Annotated in this window: 22 protein-coding genes; 11 read left to right on the top strand and 11 right to left on the bottom strand. The window is 70.3% G+C overall.

Features of this window, described 5'->3' with window-relative positions:
• Positions 1-91 precede the first annotated feature (91 nt).
• From ACFYOY_RS10200 to ACFYOY_RS10190, 3 genes are all read left to right on the top strand, one after another.
• Positions 92-1036, top strand: a complete 945-nt coding sequence (locus tag ACFYOY_RS10200) for a PAC2 family protein (RefSeq protein ID WP_093460953.1) — start codon at positions 92-94, stop codon at positions 1034-1036.
• Between the two features lie 38 nt (positions 1037-1074).
• On the top strand, positions 1075-1683 hold the full coding sequence (coaE, locus tag ACFYOY_RS10195) for a dephospho-CoA kinase (RefSeq protein WP_351891793.1): 609 nt from the start codon (positions 1075-1077) through the stop codon (positions 1681-1683).
• 198 nt (positions 1684-1881) lie between these two features.
• Entirely contained in the window at positions 1882-2250 is a 369-nt protein-coding gene (locus ACFYOY_RS10190) for a tetratricopeptide repeat protein (protein ID WP_059144952.1), read from the top strand.
• Positions 2251-2405: 155 nt separating this feature from the next.
• On the opposite strand, the gene ACFYOY_RS10185 is transcribed toward ACFYOY_RS10190, so the two are convergent.
• Positions 2406-2612, bottom strand: a complete 207-nt coding sequence (locus ACFYOY_RS10185; protein WP_351891786.1) for a hypothetical protein — start codon at positions 2610-2612, stop codon at positions 2406-2408.
• 148 nt (positions 2613-2760) lie between these two features.
• Positions 2761-3072 (bottom strand): DUF6343 family protein, encoded by a 312-nt coding sequence (locus ACFYOY_RS10180; RefSeq protein WP_388585963.1) that lies wholly within the window; start codon positions 3070-3072, stop codon positions 2761-2763.
• A gap of 149 nt (positions 3073-3221) precedes the next feature.
• Here ACFYOY_RS10180 and ACFYOY_RS10175 point away from each other — a divergent pair, with 149 nt between their 5' ends.
• On the top strand, positions 3222-4430 hold the full coding sequence (locus ACFYOY_RS10175; RefSeq protein ID WP_351891781.1) for an ADP-ribosylglycohydrolase family protein: 1209 nt from the start codon (positions 3222-3224) through the stop codon (positions 4428-4430).
• A 40-nt stretch (positions 4431-4470) separates the two neighbouring features.
• On the opposite strand, the gene ACFYOY_RS10170 is transcribed toward ACFYOY_RS10175, so the two are convergent.
• Positions 4471-5700, bottom strand: coding sequence for an aromatic acid exporter family protein (locus ACFYOY_RS10170; RefSeq protein WP_351891774.1), 1230 nt, complete (start codon positions 5698-5700; stop codon positions 4471-4473).
• A gap of 64 nt (positions 5701-5764) precedes the next feature.
• Between ACFYOY_RS10170 and ACFYOY_RS10165 the strand changes: the two genes are divergently transcribed.
• Entirely contained in the window at positions 5765-6235 is a 471-nt protein-coding gene (locus ACFYOY_RS10165; protein WP_059144947.1) for a type II toxin-antitoxin system PemK/MazF family toxin, read from the top strand.
• Positions 6236-6324: 89 nt separating this feature from the next.
• Here the strand turns inward: ACFYOY_RS10165 and ACFYOY_RS10160 are convergent, their stop codons facing one another.
• Positions 6325-6867 carry a DUF1697 domain-containing protein gene (locus ACFYOY_RS10160; protein WP_351891763.1) on the bottom strand — a complete coding sequence of 181 codons (543 nt, stop codon included), beginning with the start codon at positions 6865-6867 and terminating at the stop codon, positions 6325-6327.
• A gap of 79 nt (positions 6868-6946) precedes the next feature.
• Here ACFYOY_RS10160 and ACFYOY_RS10155 point away from each other — a divergent pair, with 79 nt between their 5' ends.
• Entirely contained in the window at positions 6947-7594 is a 648-nt protein-coding gene (locus ACFYOY_RS10155) for a uridine kinase (RefSeq protein ID WP_351891757.1), read from the top strand.
• A gap of 57 nt (positions 7595-7651) precedes the next feature.
• On the opposite strand, the gene ACFYOY_RS10150 is transcribed toward ACFYOY_RS10155, so the two are convergent.
• The 4 genes from ACFYOY_RS10150 to ACFYOY_RS10135 all read right to left on the bottom strand — a co-directional run bounded on the left by ACFYOY_RS10150 (position 7652) and on the right by ACFYOY_RS10135 (position 10935).
• On the bottom strand, positions 7652-8314 hold the full coding sequence (locus ACFYOY_RS10150) for a DUF4360 domain-containing protein (protein WP_351891751.1): 663 nt from the start codon (positions 8312-8314) through the stop codon (positions 7652-7654).
• 30 nt (positions 8315-8344) lie between these two features.
• A complete protein-coding gene (locus tag ACFYOY_RS10145) occupies positions 8345-8998 on the bottom strand; it encodes a DUF4360 domain-containing protein (protein ID WP_351891745.1) in 654 nt (217 codons plus the stop codon).
• A gap of 350 nt (positions 8999-9348) precedes the next feature.
• The gene (locus ACFYOY_RS10140) at positions 9349-9975 is read right to left on the bottom strand and encodes a methylated-DNA--[protein]-cysteine S-methyltransferase (RefSeq protein ID WP_351891740.1); all 627 of its coding nucleotides are present in this window, start codon (positions 9973-9975) and stop codon (positions 9349-9351) included.
• Positions 9976-10050: 75 nt separating this feature from the next.
• Entirely contained in the window at positions 10051-10935 is an 885-nt protein-coding gene (locus ACFYOY_RS10135) for a glycerophosphodiester phosphodiesterase family protein (RefSeq protein WP_351891734.1), read from the bottom strand.
• A gap of 215 nt (positions 10936-11150) precedes the next feature.
• On the opposite strand from ACFYOY_RS10135, the gene uvrB reads away from it, so the two are divergent.
• The 4 genes from uvrB (at position 11151) to ACFYOY_RS10115 (ending at position 17436) form a co-directional block, all read left to right on the top strand.
• Complete coding sequence (gene uvrB, locus ACFYOY_RS10130) at positions 11151-13295, top strand: excinuclease ABC subunit UvrB (RefSeq protein ID WP_351891729.1); 2145 nt, start codon at positions 11151-11153, stop codon at positions 13293-13295.
• A gap of 195 nt (positions 13296-13490) precedes the next feature.
• Positions 13491-14069, top strand: a complete 579-nt coding sequence (locus ACFYOY_RS10125; protein WP_014059893.1) for a TerD family protein — start codon at positions 13491-13493, stop codon at positions 14067-14069.
• Positions 14070-14238: 169 nt separating this feature from the next.
• Entirely contained in the window at positions 14239-16209 is a 1971-nt protein-coding gene (locus ACFYOY_RS10120) for a TerD family protein (protein ID WP_388585955.1), read from the top strand.
• Between the two features lie 222 nt (positions 16210-16431).
• Positions 16432-17436 (top strand): TerC family protein, encoded by a 1005-nt coding sequence (locus ACFYOY_RS10115; protein ID WP_351891711.1) that lies wholly within the window; start codon positions 16432-16434, stop codon positions 17434-17436.
• 90 nt (positions 17437-17526) lie between these two features.
• On the opposite strand, the gene ACFYOY_RS10110 is transcribed toward ACFYOY_RS10115, so the two are convergent.
• The 3 genes from ACFYOY_RS10110 to ACFYOY_RS10100 form a co-directional block, all read right to left on the bottom strand.
• Positions 17527-18837 (bottom strand): MFS transporter, encoded by a 1311-nt coding sequence (locus tag ACFYOY_RS10110; protein ID WP_351891894.1) that lies wholly within the window; start codon positions 18835-18837, stop codon positions 17527-17529.
• A gap of 133 nt (positions 18838-18970) precedes the next feature.
• Complete coding sequence (locus ACFYOY_RS10105; protein ID WP_351891706.1) at positions 18971-19627, bottom strand: MBL fold metallo-hydrolase; 657 nt, start codon at positions 19625-19627, stop codon at positions 18971-18973.
• Positions 19628-19631: 4 nt separating this feature from the next.
• Positions 19632-20363 (bottom strand): maleylpyruvate isomerase family mycothiol-dependent enzyme, encoded by a 732-nt coding sequence (locus tag ACFYOY_RS10100; RefSeq protein WP_351891701.1) that lies wholly within the window; start codon positions 20361-20363, stop codon positions 19632-19634.
• A 229-nt stretch (positions 20364-20592) separates the two neighbouring features.
• Between ACFYOY_RS10100 and uvrA the strand changes: the two genes are divergently transcribed.
• Positions 20593-23610 (top strand): excinuclease ABC subunit UvrA, encoded by a 3018-nt coding sequence (gene uvrA / locus ACFYOY_RS10095; RefSeq protein ID WP_351891694.1) that lies wholly within the window; start codon positions 20593-20595, stop codon positions 23608-23610.
• Positions 23611-23690 lie beyond the last annotated feature (80 nt).

Here is a 23690-nt window from a genome sequence, read left to right as displayed (position 1 = left end):
ACGGCCGCCGGGCCATCGCGGATCCCGCCCGGGGAATGCCCCCGCCCTTGTTCGGTGTTCTTCGGAACGGACACAAGGAGGAGCGGTCACAGTGCAAGATCCGCAGGAGTTGTACGCATGGGAACCGAGCGGGCTGGCGGAGGTCGACGCGATAGCCTCGCGGGACTCGGCCGGGCTGGTGCTGCTGTACCACTTCGACGGCTATATCGACGCCGGCGAGACGGGGGACCAGATCGTCGAGCGGCTGCTCGACGGCCTGCCACGCAAGGTCGTCGCGCGCTTCGACCATGACCGGCTGGTCGACTACCGGGCCCGGCGCCCCCTGCTCACCTTCCAGCGCGACCGCTGGACCGCGTACGAGACCCCGAAGCTCGAGCTGTATCTGGTGCGCGACGCGACCGCGGCCCCGTTCCTGCTGCTCGCCGGGCCGGAGCCGGACGTGGAGTGGGAGCGGTTCGCGGCGGCCGTGCGCCAGATGGTCGAGCGGCTGAACGTGCGGCTCGCGGTGAACTTCCACGGCATCCCGATGGGCGTTCCGCACACCCGGCCGGTCGGCATCACCCCGCATGGCAACCGCACCGACCTGACGCCTGGTCATCGCGGCTTCTTCGACGAGGCCCAAGTACCCGGCAGCGCCGAATCCCTGATCGAGTACCGGCTCGCCGAGGCGGGCCGCGATGTGCTCGGCGTCGCCGCGCATGTGCCGCACTATCTGGCCCGGTCGGCCTATCCGGACGCGGCGCTCACCGCGCTGGAGGCCATCACCGCGGCCACCGGCCTGGTCCTGCCGGGGCCCACGCACGCCCTGCGCAACGACGCCCTCAAGACGCAGGAGGAGATCGAGCGGCAGATCTCGGAGGGGGACGAGGAGCTGGTCGCGCTCGTACGGGGCCTTGAGCACCAGTACGACGCGGTGGCCGGGGCCGAGAGCCGCGGCAATCTGGTCGCGGAGCCGGCCGAGCTGCCCTCGGCGGATGAACTGGCCGCGGAGTTCGAGCGGTTCCTGGCGGAGCGGGAGGGCGAGGGCGGAGCCTGAGGGAGGACGCCACCGGTGCGCCGTATAGCGTGGGCACCATGCTGAAGCTGGGGCTCACGGGCGGAATCGGCGCGGGCAAGAGCGAGGTCTCACGGATCCTGACCTCACTGGGAGCGGTGCTGATCGACTCCGATCGGATCGCTCGCGAGGTGGTCGAGCCGGGAACGCCTGGTCTGACCGCCGTCGTCACCGAATTCGGCCCCGAGGTGCTGACCGCCGACGGCCATCTCGACCGGCCCAGGCTCGGCGGGATCGTCTTCAACGACCCGGAGCGGCTGAGCGCACTGAACACGATCATCCACCCGCTGGTCCGGGACCGCTCCGCCGAGCTCCAGGCGGCGGCCGCCCCCGACGCCGTCGTGGTCCATGACGTCCCGCTCCTGGCCGAGAACAAGCTGGCCCCGCTCTACGACCTGGTCATGGTCGTGGACGCCACGCCCGAGACCCAGCTCGACCGGCTGGTACGGCTGCGCGGCATGGCCGAGGACGAGGCCCGGGCCCGGATGGCGGCGCAGGCCACCCGCGCCGACCGGCTGGCGATCGCCGATGTCGTGATCGACAACAATGGCCCGATCGAGGCGCTGGAGCCGCAGGTCACCAAGGTCTGGGCGGATCTGGTGGCGCGGGCGGCCGGCGCGGAGGGCTGAGCGGGGGGCGTGGCGCGGAGCGTGCGGGGCTGAGCCGGGGCGCGGCCCGGAGCGTGCGCGCGCCCGTGGCGGGGAATGCGGCGTGCGGGGTGATTGTTGTGCTGCTCGTAGCGAACGATCATCCGTGACGGTTCATCCCATCCCCTCACCCGATCCACCGCCTCATCACCGAGCACGTACCCGGGGAAGGAAACGGCTGTGCCCGAGCCCACGCCCGAGACCCATGTCATCGACTACCGCGCCGCGGAGCAACTGCTCGCAGCCCGAGATCCACGGGGCGCCGTGAAGCTGCTCGACTCCGTCATCAGCGCCCACCCAGAGAACACGGCGGCCCGGCTGCTGCGGGCGCGCGCGTTCTTCCTCGCGGCGCAGCTGCGCTCGGCGGAGCTGGAGTTCCAGCTCGTCATCGAGCGCGAGCCGGACAACGCCTTCGCCCACTTCGCCCTGGCCCGCACCCTGGAGCGGGCCAACCGCTCGGCCGAGGCCACCCGCCACTTCCGGCTGGCCGCGGCGCTCGATCCGCGCCCGGACTTCGTCGAGGCGGCTCGGTTCGGCGAGAGGGACTGAACGGCCGGACAGGCGGGGCGTGGACCGGGGCCGCGGCGCGTGCCGGGCCTGGACTCCGCCCCCTCCGCCGGTTTCGGCCCGCGGCAGGCCCGGGCGAACTGTCGCCCGCGTACCCGGCGGCCCATGCCGGGCCGCTGTGGGCGGCCCGCCCCCGGTCAGCGCCAGAGGGCGAACCCGCCGAGGACCACCGCGCCCAGCAGCACCACCCCGCCGAGCCCCAGCGCCACTCCGCGCTGCCGGACGAGGTCGTACGGGTCGGCCTCCCGTCCCGGCTGCGCCTCCCGCCGCTCGTACGGCTCTCCGGTTCCCGACAGCATCAGCCCGAGCGCACAGAGCGCGATGCCGATCGCCAGCACCCCCATGACGGCCCCCTGTCGCGGCAGGTACCCAGCAGATACTCGGCAGTATCTCCCGGAATGGGAGCTCCCGGCCGTCGATATCCCGTCACCCCCGGAGCGCCGTGCACGCCTTACGGCGTCCATGTTGTGCGGCCTCCCCGCCGTGCACGCCTTACGGGGCCCGGCGCCGCTCGCGGCTGCGCCCGCGCCCGCCGATCGGTGCGTACGGCGGCACATCCGGGCCGGGCTGATAGTGCGGCCCCTGCCGGATGTGCCGGATCACCAGGACCAGATCGACCAGGGTGACGACGGCGAGCGCCCCACACGCGGCCGCCCATCCCGGCCGGCCCACGACCGCGAAGGCCACCGCGCCGCCGAGCGTCCAGAGAAGCCCCCACGTGGCCAGCCCCAGCCGCATCCGCAGCGGGCTGCGCGCGTGTACCGGTTCGTCACCCGTTCGGATCAACCGCGTCGGCATGGGCATCGTATCTCCCGTTTTTGTCATCTTTCTTCTATTTTGCTCCGCTTTGTGACTCCTCGAATCTACCGCCGAGGGGCGCCCCCCGATACCTGAGATCATGTCGTGAGCATCCACACGGGACGGCATGGGACCAGGACGATGAGGAGCTGCCAGTGATCCGCCAGTCATGGGACGAATCGGCCGCCAAGCGGGCCCGTATCCGCGGCTGCCTGCTGGGCGGGGCGATCGGGGACGCCCTCGGCAATCCGATCGAGTTCCTCTCCCTGCGGTCGATCCGCGAGACCTATGGCGGCACGGGCATCACCACCCTCGTCCCGGACGGCAGCGGAGTCGTGGGCCGGGTCACCGATGACACCCAGATGACACTCTTCACCGCGGAGGGCCTGATACGGGCCCACGCCAGATCCTCGTCCAAGGGCAGCGAAGGGTCCGAGACCGCCGTCGTCCGCCATGCCTATCTGCGCTGGCTGGACACCCAGAACCACCCCGGGCCGCCGCCCGCCGAGGGCACCGGGGACCTGGTCCGCTCCGGCTGGCTGCGCACCCAGCCCTGGCTGTACGCCCGCCGCGCCCCCGGCAACGCCTGCCTCTCGGGCCTCACCGCGCAGCATGTCCCCGCCCCGCGGGCGCCCCTGGACGGCACCCCCGGCCCGGTGAACCCCGGCTCCAAGGGCTGCGGCACCGTGATGCGCTCGGCTCCGTTCGGCCTCACCGGGCTCGACCCCCGCGACTGCTTCGAACTCGCCGCGCGCTGCGCCACGATCACCCATGGCCATCCGACGGGCTCCTACGCGGCCGGCGCTCTGGCCGCCATGATCGCGTGCCTGCTCGACGGCGAGTCCCTCGAAGGTGCGACCCTGCGCGCCCTGGAACTCCTCGCCCGCTACCCCCGCCACGAGGAAACCACCGCCGCCCTCCGTAAGGCCGTCGACCTGGCGGCAGAGGGCGATCCGACCGCCGAGAAGGCCGAATCGCTCGGCGGCGGCTGGGTCGCCGAGGAGGCGCTGGCCATCGCGGTCTACAGCGCCCTGGCCCGTACTCCCGCCCAGCAGATCCTCTACGGCCCCGGCGGCAAGATCAGCTACGATCCGGCGCCCCCGCGCACCCCCGTCCAGGCGGCCCTTCTGCTCTCCGTCAATCACTCGGGCGACAGCGACTCGACGGGCTCGATCTGCGGCAACCTCCTCGGCGCCCACCACGGCGACCTTCGCCTTCCCCCCTCCTGGCTGGCCCGGACCGAGGGCCGCGGCACGATCGCCGAACTGGCCGACGACTTCGCCTCCGAGTTCCACCGCTCCGTGGAGCTGTACGAGCCCTACGACGACGTGGTCTTCCCGCGCGACCGCTACCCGCTCAGCTGACCACGCCACGGAGCCGGGGTGCGCGGCCCCCGGACCCCGCTCAGACAGCCGTGGAGCCGTCCTTACGGTCGCGCCGGATCCGGCGCTGGATCTTGTGGAGGAAGAGAAAGCGCTCGCGCTTCTCGCGGGTGCTGCGGTCGAGCTCTTCCATGAGGCGCTTGGAGCGCTGCTCCATGTCGAGTTCGTCGAGGATGCGGTCGATCTCCGCGAGCAGGGCACCGTGGAGCTGCCACTGGCGAGGGTGCTCCTGGACGCGGCGCAGCAGGAGATCGGCGCCGCGATCGCGGCTGGCGTGGGCCTTCACGAGCTCGCTGGAGAGGCGGGATTCGGCTTCTTCGGCGTTGGCGCTGACCTGCGTGGTGACCAGGATGGCGAAGCTCTCGACGGCGGCGGCGAGATGGACGAAGAGATCCTTGAGGGCCTCCGCCACCTCCGGGGGGAAGAGCGGCTCCTCCGTCCGCGCCTTGGCGAGGTCGGTCAGGGTCCGGGACATGACGCGCAGGATGACGGTGGAGATCTCCAGCGTGTCCAGGCCGGTGCGGAGCACCACGCGGTAGAGGAGGCCCTCCTTGACGCGGGGGTTGAGCCGCACGCTGTCCTCCGCCTGGCGGAGTGCGGCGTCGACCTGGGTGATGTCGTGGTCGAGCCGCCGGGCCTCGTAGAGACGGGCGGCGGCGCGGTCGACGGCCATCTGGCTGCCGAGCTCCTGGCCGATGTGCAGCATCAGCTGGCGCATCCGGCGGGCCAGGTCCTCGATCGACTTGCCGGCCGTCTCGACCCACACCGGAGGGGCGAGGAAGAAGTTGAAGGCCATCCCGACACCGGCCCCGATGAGGGTCTCCAGCACCCGGTCCCAGGCGTAGGTGGTCACCTGTGTCACGCCGAGGACCAGCATGGCGCTGATCGCCACCTCCTGGACCCAGTCGCCCACCCGCGTGAGATAGCCGGCGGTCTGGGCGGCGAGGATGATCAGGCACAGGCTCCACCAGGTCAGCCCGACCAGCACGCTGAAGGCGACGGCGATCAGGACGCCCACGATCACGGCCTCGACCCTGCGCAGGCTCCGGGTGAGGGTCGCGTAGAGGGTGACCTGGACGACGAGGAGGGCGGTCAGCGGGGCGGTGAGCGGAGCGGGCTCCTTGCTGAGCTCGAGGGCGACGACGTACGCGATGGTCGCGGCCGCCGTGGAACGCACTGTCTGGACGACGACCGGATCGTGGCGCCGTCTGACGAGCTCTGCCACCGGGTCGGGAACATCAGGCACGTACATGCCCTTTCCACGCGGAGGGGGCCGCCATGTCATCGGCCGCCGCGTACGGGTTAACGTGTCGCGCGTGATCAGGCCATTCAACGGAACGCAGGGGACGGAGGACGGCGCGGCGCTTCCCGGAAGCACCGGTCCCGCCGCCACCGTCGAGGCTCATCCGCGCCAGGTCGGGCGGGTACGGACGGAGTACGCACCCGATCCGGACGGGGACCCGGACCCCGGGGAGATCGTCTGGACATGGGTGCCGTACGAGGAGAACGACGGCCGCGGCAAGGACCGGCCGGTGCTGGTGGTCGCGCGGGAGCGGGGCGGGACGCTGCTCGCCGTGCAGCTGTCGAGCAAGCGGCATGACGCCGACCGCGAGTGGGTGCCGATCGGCTCCGGGCCCTGGGACCGGGCAGGGCGGGACTCCTGGGTCGATCTGGACCGAGTGCTGCGGGTCCACCCGGACGGGATGCGGCGCGAGGCGTGCGCACTCGACCGGCCGCGCTTCGACCTGGTCGTGATGCGGCTGCGGCAGCGGTACGGCTGGAGCTGAGAAAGCCTCACGCCGGTGAATGCGCCTCGGGTTTGAGGGGGCTTTCCTCGGAGGTTGCGGGAGGGCGTGCCTCTCGCCGAGGAGACGTCTCAGGCGTCGGCCAGCGCCAGCAGCTTGGTGACCGTGTTCCAGTTGCGGGCGGTGGCCGGCACGCCGAGCCGGGCGTTGGAGACCTTCGCCGCCAGCTTGGAGCGGCCGACCCCGTCCGGGCAGCGCAGGAAGATCTCGCGGTCGATGAGGCGGAACCCGTCCGGAGCGTAGGCGGCCGGATCCAGCGCGTCCAGCGCGGCCGTGTCCGTGGGCACGTCCGCCAGGAAGACCACATGCAGGGTCTTGGGCTCGGCTTCGGCCTCCGGATAGGGGTTGGCCTCGATCGCCGCGGCCAGCTCATCGCGCGTACGGACCATGACGGGCACGGGAAAGCCGAGGTCGGCGGCGAAGCCGTCCTCGAGGGTGCGGGCCGTCCGCTCGGGCGGGGTGCCGGGGTCGGCGAAGACGATATTGCCAGTCTGGAGGTGGACGGTGACGTCCTTGAAGCCCAGCTCGGCCATCAGCTCACGCTGCCGGGCCATGGGGAACTTCCTGTTCCCGCCCACATTGATGCCGCGGAGCAGCGCTATCTGAAATGCCATGGCCGGAGAGTACCTCTCCCCGAGCCGGGGAGCCGGGCCCCCGCGGCCCAAGCCGGCGGGCCCACGGCATGATGGGGGCGTGCGGCTCGAAGCGATCACCTGGGAACGGCTGACCGACGCGACCGCCGACCGCATCGCCGGGCTGACGGCGGCGGACGGCGGCCCCTGGCTGAGGGTGGCCGTCGACGGGGCTCCGGCGGCGCCCACCGCCGAGCTGGCGCGGGATCTGTCGGAGGCGCTGCGGATCCGGGGGCGTCCGGTGCTGGTGGTCGGCTCGGCGGGGTTCTGGCGGCCCGCCTCGCTGCGCTATGAGTACGGGAAGCGGGACCCCGACGCGTATTACGACCGCTGGCTGGACACCGGCGCCCTGTGGCGCGAGGTCTTCGATCCGCTGGACCCGGGGGCGGGCGGCACCGGGCGGGTGCTGCCCGACCTGTGGGATCCGGTGACCGACCGGGCCACGCGCAGCCCGTACGCCGAACTTCCGCGGGGCGGGGTGCTGCTGCTGCACGGCGCTCTGCTGCTGGGTCACTGGTTCCCGTTCGATCTGTCGGTGCATCTGCGGCTGTCCCCGGCCGCCCTCGCCCGCCGCACGGAGGAGGACGACCGCTGGACCCTGCCGGCCTTCGCGCGCTACGAGGACGAGGTGGCCCCCGGTGAGGCGGCGGATGTGGTGGTGCGGATGGACGACCCCCGGCATCCGGCCTGGCACCGCCCCGAGACGTAACCGGGTACGTCTCGGGGCGGTGCGCAGGACATCATGTCCGGGGTGGTGCGCGGAAGGTCACTTCTTGGCCGGCGGGCATTCCTTCCAGGCGAAGTGATAGGTGGTGCTCACATCGCCGTCGGTCGAGTCCATCGCGATAAAGCTGGTCGTTTCCTTGGTGTTGGACGTTCCGGCGTTGGCCCGCAACTCGGTGTTGATGTTGAAGTTGCGGAGTTCACCGCAGGGCGACCACACCACGGTCGCGATATCGGCCGTGTCGGTGACCTGCCAGTTGTCGTCGTAGGAACCGGCGAACTCATGCGTGTTGGACGAGGTCTGGGACTGCCCCTGGAAGTAGTACGAGGCTTTCTGTGTGGCGGACGCACCCTTTTCCAGATGGGCGAAACCACGGTAGTCGACACTGGCGATGGCGTAGGAGAAGCCCTGTGGCACATGCGTGACCAGACTCAGCTGACAGTTCTTTCTGAAGTCCGTCGGCTTGGCTCCCTTGCCCACCTGGGCGAGATACTCGCTGTAGGTCACGGTGAAGGCCGTGTTGTCGGGGGACACGGCGATCGCCGCGGTGCCCGCCGGGCAGCCCGATCCGTTCACGGTCGCGACCGTAATCACGATCTTGTCGGGTGGCACGGTGTCGAACGGGGGTTGCGCATATGCCTGGGAAGTGAGCGTCGAGGCGAATAACGCCGCGACCACGCCGCCTGCGTACAGAACACCGGGCATGATTCTCCATTCGATGGTGGATTTACCGTGCTACTGGACGGCGGAGGGGCATTCCTTCCAGGCGAGGTGGTAAATGGTGCTGACGCCGCCGTCCGTCGAGTCCATGGCCATGAAGCTGGTGCTGCCCGCAGACGAGGTGCCGGCGCTGACCCGCAGCTCGGTGTTGACGTTGAAGTTGCGGTCCTGGCCGCAGGGGGCCCATACCAGGGCGCTGTAGTCGGTGCTGTCGGTGGTCTGCCAGTTGTCGTTGTACGGACCGCTGAATTCATGGGTCCGTGACGCGGTGTCCGCCGAGCCCTGGAAGTAGTAGCTCGCCTTCTCGGTGCCCTTGGCGCCCTTTTCGAGGTAGCCATAACCTCGGTAGTCGACCTGGGCGATGGCATACGTGAATCCCTGCGGCACATGCACGCCGAGACTGAGCTGGCAGTTCTTACGGATGTCGGTCGGGTCCGCGCCGGGGCCCACCTGGGCGAGATAGTCGCTGTAGGTCACCGTGAAGGCCGAGTTGTCGGCGGCGGTGGCCACGGCGGTGGTGCCCTTGGGGCAGCCCGAGCCGTTCACCGTCTTGACGCTTATCTGGATCTTTTCCGGCGGCGCATCAGGAGCCGAGGAAACACCTTGGGTGGAAAGGGCCGAGGCGAATAGCGCCGCGGCCGCGCCGCCCGCGAGCAGAACACCGGACATGGCTCTCCAATTCGATCACTTGTGGGGACGTAGTTGAGCGGTGAATTTCCAAGGAGCGGGAAGAGCAGGGCGTGCGAGTAGGGCAGGGGGAACCGCAAGAGCGGGTGGAGCGGAAGATCGACGGAACGAGGAAGAGCGCAAGAGCGGAAGAGCAGAAGAGCAGAAGAGCGGGGAAGAGCGTTATCGCGCGGTACGGTTCGTACGGCCGAACGCAATGAGAGCCCCATGCCCGGCGGGTGACGGAAAGCCAGGGCGATGGGCGCTCCTAAGATAGGGGTGATAGGCAAGCGCCACAAGACGGCCGAGGAATTCCGGAACAAGATATTTCCGTCCCGGCCGGGAAGAACGATTCAGAAGAGCGGTTGCGGAAGAACGCCTTCCAGCGCCAGCAGGGAGCGCTTGGTCTCCAGCCCGCCGCCGAAGCCGCCGAGGCCCCCGTCGCTCTCGACCACCCGGTGGCAGGGCACCACGACCGGCAGCGGATTGCCCCCCATGGCCATGCCGACGGCGCGGGCCGCGCCCGGCTCGCCCACCCGGTCGGCGAGGTCCTGATAGCCGACGACCGTGCCGTAGGGAACATGGGCGGCCAGCTCGCGCAGCACCCGGCGGTTGAAGCCGGTGGTCAGGGACCAGTCCAGGGAGAGGGTGAACGCCTTGGTGCCCTCGGCGAAATAGCTCTCCACCTGGCCGATCGCCTCGGCGAGATGCTCGGCGCAGCGAGGCGCCGCCAGGGCCGCCGCGGTGCCGGAGGCCGCGGAGGGCACGGGCGTGGGGTCGGCGCCCAGGCGGCGCGTGAGCCTGGCGACCGCCTCGGCCGCCGTCTTCTCCTCCGCGTGGAAGACGACCTGGACCAGCCCCTCGTCCGTGGCCGCGAGCAGCAGCGGGCCGATGGGCGTGGCCGGGACCGCCCAGGCCCAGGCACGCGCCTCCGGCCGCTCCCGCGGGTCCCGCTGTGTCTGCCGCTCTGCGATCGTCACGCCCTCAGCGTAGGACCCACCACCGACAGCGCCCCGCCGGTCGGCCGGCGGGGCCACTCGTCCGGGAGCCGTGGGTCACGAGGCGTCGTCGAGGGCGTCCCGGATCACATCGGGCTTGTTGGTGATGATGCCGTTCACACCCATGCCCGCGACCGAGACCGCCGTCGGGCCGTCGTTGACGGTCCAGGTGTAGACCTCCAGCGGCTTGCCGTGCGCCCCGTCCACCGACCGCACCGCGGCCACATAGCCGGCGTCGATGGTTTTGTAGCTGGGGTTGATCTGGTCGGAGAACTCGGCGTACTCCGGCAGGTCGGCGACGGCCGGGGTGCCCAGGAAGCCGGTCTTGAGGTCCGGCCGCAGCCGGTGGACCGACCGCACGGAGTCGGCGCTGAAGCTCTGGATGATCAGCCGGCGCTTGTGCCGGTGGTCCAGCCAGCCCTCTCTTCGCAGCTCCCGCAGCGTCTGGCGCTCGATCCCCGGATAGAGCTCAGGAGCCTTGAGCTCCAATAGGAGCTTTTGGTGATTGTCCGAAACCCGGTCCATGTACTCCTCCAGGGTCGGCACCGTCTCGCCCTGGAACTCGGCGCCGAACCAGCTTCCGGCGTCCAGCTTCTCGATCTCGTCGAGGGTGAAGTCGGAGATGTTCCAGGGCGCCCGGTCCGGGAAGACCTGCTCGACGTCGGTGGTCCGGCTCAGCGTGGTGTCGTGCATCACGATCAGCTCGCCGTCCCTGGTGCGCTGGACGTCGTTCTCCACCCAGTCGATGCCCAGGTCGTCGGCGGCGTCGACGGCGGCCAGGGTGTTCTCGGGGGCGTACGCGGAGGCACCGCGATGGGCCACGGTGACCGTGTGGTGGTGCGTCTGGCCGGAGGCCTGGGCCGTCGCCGTGGCCGTGGGGAGGAAGAGCGCGGACATCCCGATGAGCGCGCCGGTTAACGCGGCGGCCGGGCGGATCTGCATACGGACTCCTCGCGTCGTCTGACTCTTGTCTGACTCATGGACGGGCAGAGGGTCCCAGATGCGCGGTAGCGGAGGATAGGTATCGGATGGACGTAAAATTCATGCCACGGGCGACATCATGCGCATGATCGCCTGAATCCGGCCAGAGGTCCGCGAGGTGAGCGGCGCACGGGAACGCCCCGCCGTTGTCAGTGGGGAGTCGTACGGTTGGTCTCATGCGGCCCGTAACTCAGCTCGAACGCAAGGTGGCGCCCTTCGAGGTCGTCAGCTCCTATCAGCCCAGCGGTGACCAGCCCACCGCCATCGCCGACCTCGATCGGCGCGTCCGCGCTGGTGAGAAGGATGTCGTGCTGCTCGGCGCGACCGGCACCGGTAAGTCGGCGACCACCGCCTGGATGATCGAGAAACTTCAGCGGCCCACGCTGGTCATGGCTCCGAACAAGACGCTGGCCGCCCAGCTGGCCAATGAGTTCCGCGAGCTGCTGCCGAACAACGCGGTCGAGTACTTCGTCTCGTACTACGACTACTACCAGCCCGAGGCGTACGTCCCGCAGTCCGACACCTATATCGAGAAGGACTCCTCGATCAACGAGGAGGTGGAGCGGCTGCGCCACTCGGCCACGAATTCGCTGCTCACCCGGCGTGACGTGGTCGTGGTGGCATCCGTCTCCTGTATCTACGGCCTCGGTACGCCGCAGGAGTACGTGGACCGCATGGTGCCGCTCAAGGTCGGCGAGGAGATCGACCGCGATCAGCTGTTGCGTCGCTTCGTCGATATTCAGTACGCCCGTAATGACATGGCGTTCACCCGGGGCACCTTCCGGGTCCGCGGCGACACCATCGAGATTTTCCCGGTCTACGAGGAGCTCGCGGTCCGCATCGAGATGTTCGGCGACGAGATCGAGGCGCTCTCCACGCTCCACCCGCTCACCGGTGAGGTGATCAGCGAGGACCGGGAGCTGTATGTCTTCCCGGCCAGCCACTATGTGGCCGGGCCCGAGCGCATGGAGAAGGCCATCGCCGGGATCGAGGCCGAGCTCACGGAGACCCTGGCCCGGCTGGAGAAGCAGGGCAAGCTGCTGGAGGCCCAGCGGCTGCGGATGCGCACCACCTACGACATCGAGATGATGCGCCAGATCGGCACCTGCTCGGGCATCGAGAACTACTCGCTGCACATCGACGGCCGTGAGACCGGCTCCCCGCCGCACACCCTGCTGGACTACTTCCCGGAGGACTTCCTCCTGGTCATCGACGAGTCGCATGTCACGGTGCCGCAGATCGGCGCGATGTACGAGGGCGACGCCTCCCGTAAGCGGACCCTGATCGAGCACGGCTTCCGGCTGCCCTCGGCGCTCGACAACCGCCCGCTGAAGTGGGAGGAGTTTCTCAAGCGCGTCGGCCAGACGGTCTATCTCTCCGCGACCCCGGGCCCGTTCGAGCTCTCCCGGGGCGATGGCTTCGTGGAGCAGATCATCCGCCCGACCGGCCTGATCGACCCCGAGGTCGTCGTCAAGCCGACCGAGGGCCAGATCGACGATCTCATCCATGAGATCCGCACCCGCACCGAGAAGGACGAGCGCGTCCTGGTCACCACCCTCACCAAGAAGATGGCCGAGGACCTGACGGACTACATGCTCGAGCTCGGCATCCAGGTGCGCTATCTGCACAGCGATGTGGACACCCTGCGCCGGGTCGAGCTGCTGCGCGAGCTGCGCGCCGGTGAGTTCGATGTGCTGGTCGGCATCAACCTGCTGCGGGAGGGCCTCGACCTTCCGGAGGTCTCCCTGGTCGCCATCCTCGACGCCGACAAGGAGGGCTTCCTGCGCTCGGGCACCTCGCTGATCCAGACCATCGGCCGTGCCGCTCGTAACGTGTCGGGCCAGGTGCATATGTACGCGGACAAGGTCACCCCGGCGATGGAGAAGGCCATCGACGAGACCAACCGCCGCCGCGAGAAGCAGATCGCGTACAACAAGGCGAACAAGATCGATCCGCAGCCGCTGCGCAAGAAGATCAACGACATCGTGGCCCAGATCGCCCGCGAGGACGTCGACACCGAGCAGCTGCTCGGCACCGGCTACCGCAAGCTGAAGGACGGCAAGGACGCGAAGACCCCCGTACCGGCGGCCGGCGGTAAGGCGGCCAAGGGCGGCAAGGCCGCCAAGGGCAAGGCCAAGGCCAAGGAAGAGGTCCTGACCGACCGGCCCGCGGCCGAGCTCGCCGAGCAGATCGAGGAGATGACCGACCGCATGCGGGCCGCTGCGGCGGAGCTCCAGTTCGAGGTGGCGGCACGACTGCGCGACGAGGTGTCGGAGTTGAAGAAGGAGCTGCGGCAGATGAGGGAGGCGGGAGTCTCCTGACGGCCGGGCGCCCCGGGTCTTCGCCGGGGCGCCCGCACCTTCGCTGTGTTGCAAGACCGACACAAAAGCCCGCTCGTCCGGCCGGAGCCCTGGCGGCAGTGCATAGGGTTTTCGGAGGGCCGTGCATACGGCGCGGCCACGGCCGCACACCCGCGGCGGCCACGGGGAATCGAGAGACGAGAGTAGGGACAGCGCGTGACGGTCAACATGTCCAAGGGACAGGCCATCAGCCTGCAGAAGGCCGACGGGGGCGCTCTGACCGCGGTGCGGATGGGGCTGGGCTGGCAGGCGGCGCCCCGCCGCGGACTGTTCGGCTCCCGTACGAGGGAGATCGACCTCGATGCGTCGGCCGTCCTCTTCGCCGACAAGCAGCCGACCGATGTCGTCTTCTTCCGCCACCTGGTCAGCGATGACGGCTCGGTCCGCCACACCGGTGACAACCTCGTGGGCGGTGCCGGGCAGGGCGGCGACGACGAGGCGATCCTGGTCGATCTGCAGCGGGTGCCCGTCCACATCGACCAGATCGTCTTCACGGTGAACTCCTTCACCGGCCAGACCTTCGCCGAGGTGCAGAACGCGTTCTGCCGGCTGGTGGACGAGACCAACGGGCAGGAGCTCGCCCGCTACACCCTCACCGGCGGCGGGCAGTACACCGCCCAGATCATGGCCACGGTCCAGCGCGCGGGCGGCGCCTGGCAGATGAAGGCGGTCGGCGAGCCGGCCAACGGTCGCACCTTCCAGGACCTGATGCCGCACATCGTGCCGCATCTGTAAAACGGCTGTCACCGCCGCTCGGACGAGCGGCGGACACGTCGACCAGCGGAGACGCCCCGGAGGCGAACCGCCCGCATGAGCGCGTCGGCCCGGTGGAGCACAGCTCGCCGGGCCGACGCGTTCACCGCACACATACGGCATCAGCGGAATACAACGAGGGGACGCAGCCATGACGGCCGAGCTGGTCCGAGGGCAGAACCACCCCCTGCCCCAGACCCGTTTGGAGATCCGGATCTCTGCGGGCAATCCGATCGTGGCCGGGGCGACACTCGGCGATGAGCGGGGCACGGTGCACGGCGCCGAGTGGGTCGCGCATCCCGCCTCGCCCCAGCTGGCCGGGATAGAGGTGCCCAAACAGGCGGCGGCCGACCACCGGCTCGCCATCGACCTCGACGCGATGCCCGACCACATCCACCGGGTCACCGTGCTGCTCGCGCTGCCGGCCGGCGTCGGCGGCCCGGCCCGGTTCGGCGCCATGGCCGCGCCGTTCGTCGCCGTCACCGGCCTCGACGGCACCGAGATCGCCGGCTACACCATCACCGATCTGGACTCGGAGTCCGCGGTGACCGCCCTGGAGCTCTACCGCAGGCAGGGCGCCTGGAAGGTGCGCGCCGTCGGCCAGGGGTACGCGGGCGGGCTGGCCGCCATGCTGCACGACCAGGGGCTGGCGGAGGCCACCGACCTCGCGGCGCGGATCAACGAGGCGGTGGCGCGGGGCATGGCCCGCTCGGTCGCCCAGCCCCCGCCCCGCTCCGAGGGCGACGGCAGGGTGCGCACGTCCGCCGTGGGCGGTGACGCCGACCCGGCTCCCGTGGGCGGCGGCGCCGATCCGGCCCCCGCTCAACCGCAGACCCAGCCGCAGCGGCCACAGGGCACGCCCGTCACCGGCGGGCCGGTCAACTACGAGCACCCGGCCCGCCGTACGGCCGCGCCGCCCACCCCCGCGCCCGCCGCACCGCCCGCCGCACCCGGACAGCCCGCCCAGCCGGTCGCGGGCGACGCCTCCGGCTGGACCATGGACGAGCGGCTCTACAACCAGGTCTGGGGGATGTTCGAGGACCTGGCCCGGACGACCGCGGCCTACCGCAGCGCCGTGGACTTCGCCGAGTCCCGGATGGAGCAGGAGCTGGACCGGGTGCTCTCCGACCCGCGTACCCGGGTGGGCCCGGCCGCCGACTCCGCCCGTGCCGAGGCGCGCGCCAAGCACGCCGACCTCGTCGAGCAGGCCCGCGCCGCCCTCGACCGCGATCTGGCGCAGCTCACCGCCGAGGCCGAGGTGGTGGAGCCCGCGCTGCCGCCCGCCTACGCCCGCTGGGACAGCCCGGTGTGGCAGGCGTACCAGGTGCCGATGGAGGTCCCGATGGCCCTGCGCGTGGGCGATCTGCACCTCCCGGAGCGCATCGGCCTGCGCATCCCCATGCTGGTGCGGCTGCCGCTGGAGCGGGGGCTGTGGATCGACGCCGGACGTTCGGGAGGGTTCGGCGAGGGGCCGGCCGACTCCGGTGAGCTGCGCAGGCTGGCAGCGGACGCGGCGGTCGCGATCGCCGCGCGGCTGCTGGCCGTCTATCCGGCGGGGGAGATCGCGGTGCATGTGATCGACCCGGCGGGCTCGGCCGCGGGCTCGTTCGCCCCGCTGGTGGGGTCGGGCGCGCTGGCCGAGCCGCCGGCGGCCGGAGCCCAGGGGGTCTCCTCGGTGCTGGCCGCCCTGACCCGGCGTGTCGACCTGGTGCAGATGGCGGTCCGCAGCGGTGCCACGGACGCGCTGCCGCCCGATCTGGACACCGCCGAGCAGCTGCTGATCGTCCACGACTTTCCGCACGGCTTCGACGACCGGGCCGTCACCCAGCTGCGCTATCTGGCGGACGAGGGGCCCGCCGTGGGCGTGCACCTGATGATGGTCGCCGACCGTGAGGACGCGCGGGCCTACGGTCCGGTGCTGGACCCACTGTGGCGGTCGCTGCTGCGGCTCACCCCGGTCGCCGACGACCACCTCGCCGACCCCTGGGTGGGCCATGCGTGGACGTATGAGCCGTCGATGGTGCCGCGGGGCAGCCGGGTGCTGGACCAGGTGCTGGGGGAGGCGAGCCGGGCCGCGAAGGCTCTGAAGGCTGCCAGGGCCCGGCCGTCATATGGCAACTGACCTGCGCTTTTGTCCATCTCTTTACTCTTTCATGGGAATTCCTGTACTCTCGTGTACGCGGAGGGGAGTACTCCTGTAGCGGTGTTCCCGTCACCACGGATTTTGTCCGGCCCCAGGAGGCCGGACGGAATCCCGGGGCGCCGGTCCGTGGCGCGGTCCATGGGCGGAAGAGACCTCCGGCAGCGACGACGCTGAGATTGCCGTACGAATGCCGGAGGAACTGTGGACGTTTCCGTGACCATGTGGGGGCTGACCATCGTCGGCCTCTGCGCCCTCATCGCCGCCGACTTCTTCATAGGCGGCCGCAAACCGCATGAGGTCTCCATCAAGGAGGCCGGGATCTGGACCGCCGTCTGGGTCGCGCTCGCCGCGCTCTTCGGGCTCGGGCTGCTGGTCTTCGCGGGCGGCCAGCCCTCCGGTGAGTTCTTCGCGGGCTTCATCACCGAGAAGTCGCTGAGCGTCGACAACCTCTTCGTCTTCGTCCTGATCATGGCGAAGTTCGCCGTGCCGACGATCTACCAGCAGCGCGTGCTCATGGTGGGCGTGCTCATCGCCCTCGTACTGCGTGCGGTCTTCATCGCCGCCGGCGCCGCGATCGTCTCGACCTTCTCCTGGGTCTTCTTCATCTTCGGCGCCTTCCTCATCTGGACGGCCTGGAAGCTCGTCCAGGAGGCGCGGGCCGATGAGGAGGAAGAGGAGTTCGAGGAAAACCGGCTGCTCAAGGCGGTCGAGAAGCGGTTCCCGTCCACCGACCAGTACCACGGCACCAAGCTGTTCATCATGGAGAACGGCAAGCGGCTGATGACCCCGATGCTGATCGTCATGCTGGCGATCGGCACCACGGATGTCCTGTTCGCGCTGGACTCGATACCTGCGATCTTCGGCCTCACCCAGGACCCGTACATCGTCTTCACCGCCAACGCCTTCGCGCTGATGGGCCTGCGCCAGCTGTACTTCCTGATCGGCGGCCTGCTCAAGAAGCTGGTCCACCTCTCGTACGGGCTGTCGATCATCCTTGGCTTCATCGGCGTCAAGCTGGTGCTGCACGCCCTGCACGAGGCCGGGGTGCATGTCCCGGAGATCAGCATCCCCGTCTCGCTCGGCGTCATCTGCGCGGTGCTCGCCGTCACGACGGTCACCAGTCTCTACGCCTCGAAGAAACAGGCCCTGGCGGAGGCGGGGAGCGGGGAGGACCGGGCCCGGGACAAGGACAGCGTCGACGTCTGACGGTGTCTTCCGCGGCGTCACCGCCCTGACACGCCCGACAGCGTCAGAAGGCGCGCGGCGACTGTCCGCGTCCCGGATCCGGGAGACGGCTCACACCGCCGCCTCCCCGGCCTCCAGAGGCCGTACGGCCGACCGTCCACCATCCGGGCGGTCGGCCGTCGGCCGTGTCTCCGGCAGCAGGACGAAGCAGCCCAGGCTCAGCAGCGCGGCGGCGGTCAGATACGCGGCGACGCCCCAGGGCGGGCCGTTCCCGTGGGACATCGCCGTCGCGACGATCGGGGTGAGCGCCCCGCCCAGGACGCCCGCGAGGTTGTAGCCGAGCGCCGCTCCCGTGCAGCGCACCCGCGCCTCGAACAGCTCGGGCAGATAGGCCGAGGTCACGGCGAACATGGTGATGAAGGCGAGCAGTGCGCCCAGGAAGCCGAGGAACATCAGCGGCGGCTCACCGGTGCGCAACAGCGCGACCAGCGGAAACATCCACACCACGGTGGCCACGCAGCCCACCAGGCACAGCGGCCGCCGCCCGAAGCGGTCGCCGAGATGGGCCGCCAGAGGCGTCAGGACGCCCATGACCGCCACGGCCGCCATGATGCAGCCCAGCAGGGTGGTGCGGGCGACACCGAGCCGCTCCGTGCCGTATGCCAGGGACCAGGTCGTGACCGCGTAGAAGACGGCATAGCCCACCGCGAGCCCGCCCGCGGTCAGCAGGACCAGCCGCCAGTGAGCGCGCACCACCTCGGCCAGCGGCGCGGCGGCCCGGTCGCCGTGCTCGGCCAGCTCCTGGAACCGGGGGGACTCGGTCAGCTGGGCCCGCAGCAGCAGCCCGGCGCCCGCCAGCAGCCCCGCGCCCCAGAACGGCACCCGCCACCCCCAGGACCGGAACTCGGCATCGCTCAGCGTGGCCGACAGGGCCAGCATCGTGCCGTTGGCCAGCAGAAAGCCGATGGCCGGGCCGACTTGCGGAAAGCCCGACCACAGCCCGCGCCGCGCCGCGGGCGCGTGCTCGGCGGTCAGCAGCACCGCGCCGCCCCATTCGCCACCGAGCCCCAGCCCCTGCAGAAAGCGCAGCACGAGCAGCAGGACGGGGGCGGCGATGCCGATCGAGTCGTAGGTCGGGACGAAGCCCACGGCGACGGTCACGACGCCGGTGAGCAGCAGGGAGGCGATGAGCACCGGCCGGCGCCCGTGGCGGTCGCCGATGGGCCCGAAGAGCATCGAGCCCAGGGGCCTGGAGACGAAGCCGACGGCGAAGGTGCCGAAGGCGGCGAGGGTGCCGGCCAGCGGCGAGAAGGTGGGGAAGAACAGCGGGCCCAGGACGAGCGCGGCGGCCGTGCCGTAGACGAAGAAGTCGTAGAACTCGATCGCGGTGCCGGCCAGGGACGCGGCGGCGAGGCGGGCCATGGACGGAGAGCGGTCATGGTGCATGACGCGACAACCGCCATGGCCCGCCGGGGGTCACGGGGCGTACGGAGGTGCGCGGCGCTCTGGGGCCGTGTGCGCGTCGCTACGAGCCGCGCGTTACCGCCGGCGTCGTCTACCAGCCGCGCTCGCGCCACTCCCCGAGGTGCGGGCGCTCGGCGCCGAGCGTGGTGTCGTCGCCGTGGCCGGGGTAGACCCAGGTCTCGTCCGGAAGCTGGTCGAAGAGCTTGGCCTCGACGTCGTTGATCAGGCTCTCGAACGCCTCGGGGTCCTTCCATGTGTTGCCGACACCGCCCGGGAACAGGCAGTCGCCGGTGAACACGTGCGGATGGCCGTGCGGGTCGTTGTACACCAGGGCGATGCTGCCGGGCGTGTGGCCGACCAGATGGCGCGCGGTCAGCTCGACCCGGCCGACCCGCACCGTGTCGCCGTCCGCGACCGGCACATCGGTGGGCACCGGGATGCCCTCGGCGTCGTACTGGCCCGCGTAGGTGCGGGCGCCGGTGGCGTCCACCACCTCGCGCAGCGCGCTCCAGTGGTCCTGGTGGCGGTGGGTGGTGACGACGGAGGCGATGCCGCTCTCGCCGATCAGGGAGAGCAGGGTGTGCGGCTCGGCGGCGGCGTCGATCAGGAGCTGCTCGTCGGTGGCCCGGCAGCGCAGCAGGTACGCGTTGTTGTTCATGGGGCCGACCGCGACCTTCGAGATCATCAGATCGGGCAGTTCGTGCACGTCCGCCGGTCCACCGACCGTCACTACTCCGCTGTAGGTCATGGCCTCAGCCTAGTGCGGGGAGGACGGGCAAGGGGCCGTTCGGGCACGAGAGGCCGGAGCCGTCCGTACGGCCGGTGAGCCAGCCCAGCAGGGCGGCGGGGGAGCCGGTGACGGTGACCGGGGAGTCCCCGGGGGTGGCGGCGCGGCCGGTGTGCCGGACGTCCCCTTCGCCGGGCCCGGTGGCCAGCCGCAGCGGGGGAATATCCGGGCGCCCGGCGAACCTTGTACGGATGAGCACGGAGAGCTGGCTCTCGACGAAGGTGGCGGGCAGATCCGCCACGGTGTAGCCGATACCGAGATCGACATGATGCAGCTCGACCTCGGCGAGGCGGCGCAGTGGCAGCCCGGCCGCCGGCTCCCGCACCCCGCCGCGCAGGGTCACCTCGTACGGCAGGCGCTCCGGGGGCAGTGCGGTGGCCGCCGCGTCGAAGCGGGTCGCGCTCGTGCGCAGGTCGTCCAGGTGGACGGCGAGCGGCCGGGCGGCGTCGCGCAGGATCTCGGCGTCGCGCGTCTGGGCGTCGGCGTACATCGGGGTCTCCTGGCCGGTCCGAGCCCAGGTGAGCAGGTTCACCAGGGCGTCCGCGTTGCGGGCCAGGTGGGCCAGGACATGGCCGCGGCTCCAGCCGGGGAGCTCCGAGGGGCTCACGAGGGACGCGTCGTCGAGAGCGGCGACGGCGGTCAGCAGCCGATCCGTCGCCTCCTGTACGGCGAGGGCGTCCCTGAGGTAGTCGGTCATGACCCGACCGTAGTCCGCACTACACGATCGGGTGAAGTCGGTTCCCGTCGCCCGCAAATCGAATGTGCGTGCTATAGGCTCGGTGTGCTGCATCCTTAAGACATTGTCGTCGTGCCCCCATACCCTGGGTTGGGGGTTTCGCTCCGCTCCGCCTCTGCTCCGTCCGGCAGGGCCGCCCGGCGAGCGGGCTCGGCGCACCCCGTCTCTCTCAAGAAAGGTGCCGACCGGCGTGGCCGACCGTCTCATCGTTCGTGGCGCTCGCGAGCACAACCTCAAGAACGTCTCACTCGACCTTCCTCGCGACTCGCTCATCGTCTTCACCGGGCTGTCCGGGTCGGGCAAGTCGTCCCTCGCGTTCGACACGATCTTCGCCGAGGGGCAGCGCCGCTACGTCGAGTCGCTCTCCTCCTACGCCCGCCAGTTCCTGGGGCAGATGGACAAGCCCGATGTGGACTTCATCGAGGGCCTGTCCCCCGCGGTGTCGATCGACCAGAAGTCGACCTCGCGGAATCCGCGCTCGACGGTCGGCACCATCACGGAGGTCTATGACTACCTCCGGCTGCTGTTCGCCCGCATCGGCAAGCCGCACTGCCCCGAGTGCGGCCGTCCGATCGCCCGCCAGTCGCCGCAGGCGATCGTGGACCGGGTGCTGGAGCTTCCCGAGGGCAGCCGCTTCCAGGTGCTCTCCCCGCTGGTGCGCGAGCGCAAGGGGGAGTTCGTAGACCTCTTCTCCGATCTCCAGACCAAGGGCTACAGCCGCGCCCGGGTGGACGGCGCCACGATCCAGCTGTCCGACCCGCCGAAGCTGAAGAAGCAGGAGAAGCACACCATCGAGGTGGTCATCGACCGCCTCACCGTCAAGGACAGCGCCAAGCGCCGGCTGACCGACTCGGTGGAGACCGCGCTCGGCCTCTCCGGCGGCATGGTGATCCTCGACTTCGTCGACCTCGACGAGGACGACCCGCAGCGGGAGCGGATGTTCTCCGAGCATCTGTACTGCCCGTACGACGACCTGTCCTTCGAGGAGCTGGAGCCGCGCACCTTCTCCTTCAACTCGCCCTTCGGCGCCTGCCCGGACTGCACCGGCATCGGCACCCGTATGGAGGTCGACCCCGAGCTGATCATCCCGGACGAGGAGAAGTCGCTCGACGAGGGCGCCATCCACCCCTGGTCCCACGGCCACACGAAGGACTACTTCGGGCGGCTGGTCGGCGCGCTCGCCGATGCCCTCGGCTTCCGTACGGACATCCCCTGGGCCGGGCTTCCGCAGCGTGCCAAGAAGGCGCTCCTCAACGGCCACCGGACCCAGATCGAGGTCCGCTACCGCAATCGCTACGGCCGCCAGCGGGCGTATACCACGGCCTTCGAAGGCGCGGTGCCCTATGTGAAGCGGCGCCACTCGGAGGCGGAGAGCGACGCCAGCCGGGAGCGGTTCGAGGGCTATATGCGCGAGGTGCCCTGCCCCACCTGTGAGGGCACCCGCCTCAAGCCGATCGTTCTCGCGGTCACCGTGCAGGACAAGTCCATCGCGGATGTCTCGGCGATGTCGATCAGTGAATGCGCCGAGTTCCTGCGTGCCATGGAGCTGAGCCCGCGCGAGAAGACCATCGCCGAGCGGGTCCTCAAGGAGGTCAACGAGCGGCTGAGGTTCCTGGTCGACGTCGGCCTGGACTACCTCTCGCTCAACCGCGCCGCGGGCACCCTCTCCGGTGGCGAGGCCCAGCGCATCCGGCTGGCCACCCAGATCGGCTCCGGTCTGGTCGGCGTGCTGTATGTGCTGGACGAGCCGTCCATCGGCCTGCACCAGCGCGACAACCACCGGCTGATCGAGACGCTGGTGCGGCTGCGCGACCTCGGCAACACCCTGATCGTCGTGGAGCACGACGAGGACACCATCAAGACCTCGGACTGGGTGGTGGACATCGGCCCGGGCGCGGGTGAGCACGGCGGCAAGGTGGTGCACAGCGGGCCGCTGAGCGAGCTGCTGGTCAACGAGGACTCGGTGACCGGGCACTATCTGTCCGGTAAGAAGGCCATCCCGCTGCCGTCGACGCGCCGGGCCGTGGACCCCAAGCGGCATCTGACGGTCCACGGCGCCCGGGAGAACAACCTCCAGGACATCGACGTGTCCTTCCCGCTGGGAGTGCTCACCGCCGTCACCGGTGTCTCCGGATCGGGTAAGTCCACGCTGGTCAACGACATCCTCTACACCCATCTGGCCCGCGAGCTGAACGGCGCGCGGGCGGTGCCGGGGCGGCACACCCGGGTCGCCGGCGACGATCTCGTCGACAAGGTGGTCCATGTCGACCAGTCGCCCATCGGCCGCACCCCGCGGTCCAACCCGGCCACGTACACCGGCGTCTTCGACCATGTGCGCAAGCTGTTCGCGGAGACGATGGAGGCCAAGGTCCGCGGGTACCAGCCCGGGCGGTTCTCCTTCAACGTCAAGGGCGGCCGCTGTGAGAACTGCTCCGGCGACGGCACCATCAAGATCGAGATGAACTTCCTGCCGGATGTGTATGTGCCGTGCGAGGTCTGCCACGGCGCGCGCTACAACCGGGAGACCCTGGAGGTGCACTACAAGGGCAAGTCCATCGCCGAGGTGCTGGACATGCCCATCGAGGAGGCCCTGGACTTCTTCGAGGCGGTGCCCACCATCGCCCGCCATCTGCGCACGCTCAACGAGGTCGGGCTGGGCTATGTCCGGCTCGGGCAGCCCGCGCCGACCCTGTCCGGCGGTGAGGCCCAGCGCGTCAAGCTGGCGAGCGAGCTGCAGAAGCGGTCGACCGGCCGCACGGTGTATGTCCTGGACGAGCCGACCACCGGTCTGCACTTCGAGGACATCAGCAAGCTGATCAGCGTGCTCTCCGGCCTGGTCGACAAGGGCAACACCGTGATCGTCATCGAGCACAACCTCGATGTGATCAAGACGGCCGACTGGGTCGTGGACATGGGTCCCGAGGGCGGCAGCGGCGGCGGTCTGGTGATCGCCGAGGGCACCCCGGAGGATGTGGCCTCGGTCCCGGCCAGCCACACCGGGAAGTTCCTGCGCGACATGCTGGGCGACTGGGTGAGCGACGCGACGGTGCCCGCCGCGCGCAACGGCGGCGCGACCGCCAAGAAGGCGCCCGCCAAGAAGGCCGCCGCCAAGAGCACGGCGGCCAAGAAGACCGCGGCGAAGAAGACCGTGGCCAAGAAGGCGGCGGCCAAGTCCACGGTCGCCTCCAAGCGGACGGCCGCGAAGTAGCCCCCGGCCCCCGCGCTCGCGATGGCCACACGCCGCGCCGTGCCCGGATCGACCGGGCGCGGCGCGGCGTATGCCGTGGA

Source organism: Streptomyces sp. NPDC007875, assembly GCF_042868035.1.
GTDB lineage: Bacteria > Actinomycetota > Actinomycetes > Streptomycetales > Streptomycetaceae > Streptomyces > Streptomyces antimycoticus.
The sequence above is the reverse complement of the archived record's forward strand: the minus strand, read 5'-3'. Positions and strand labels throughout refer to the sequence as shown.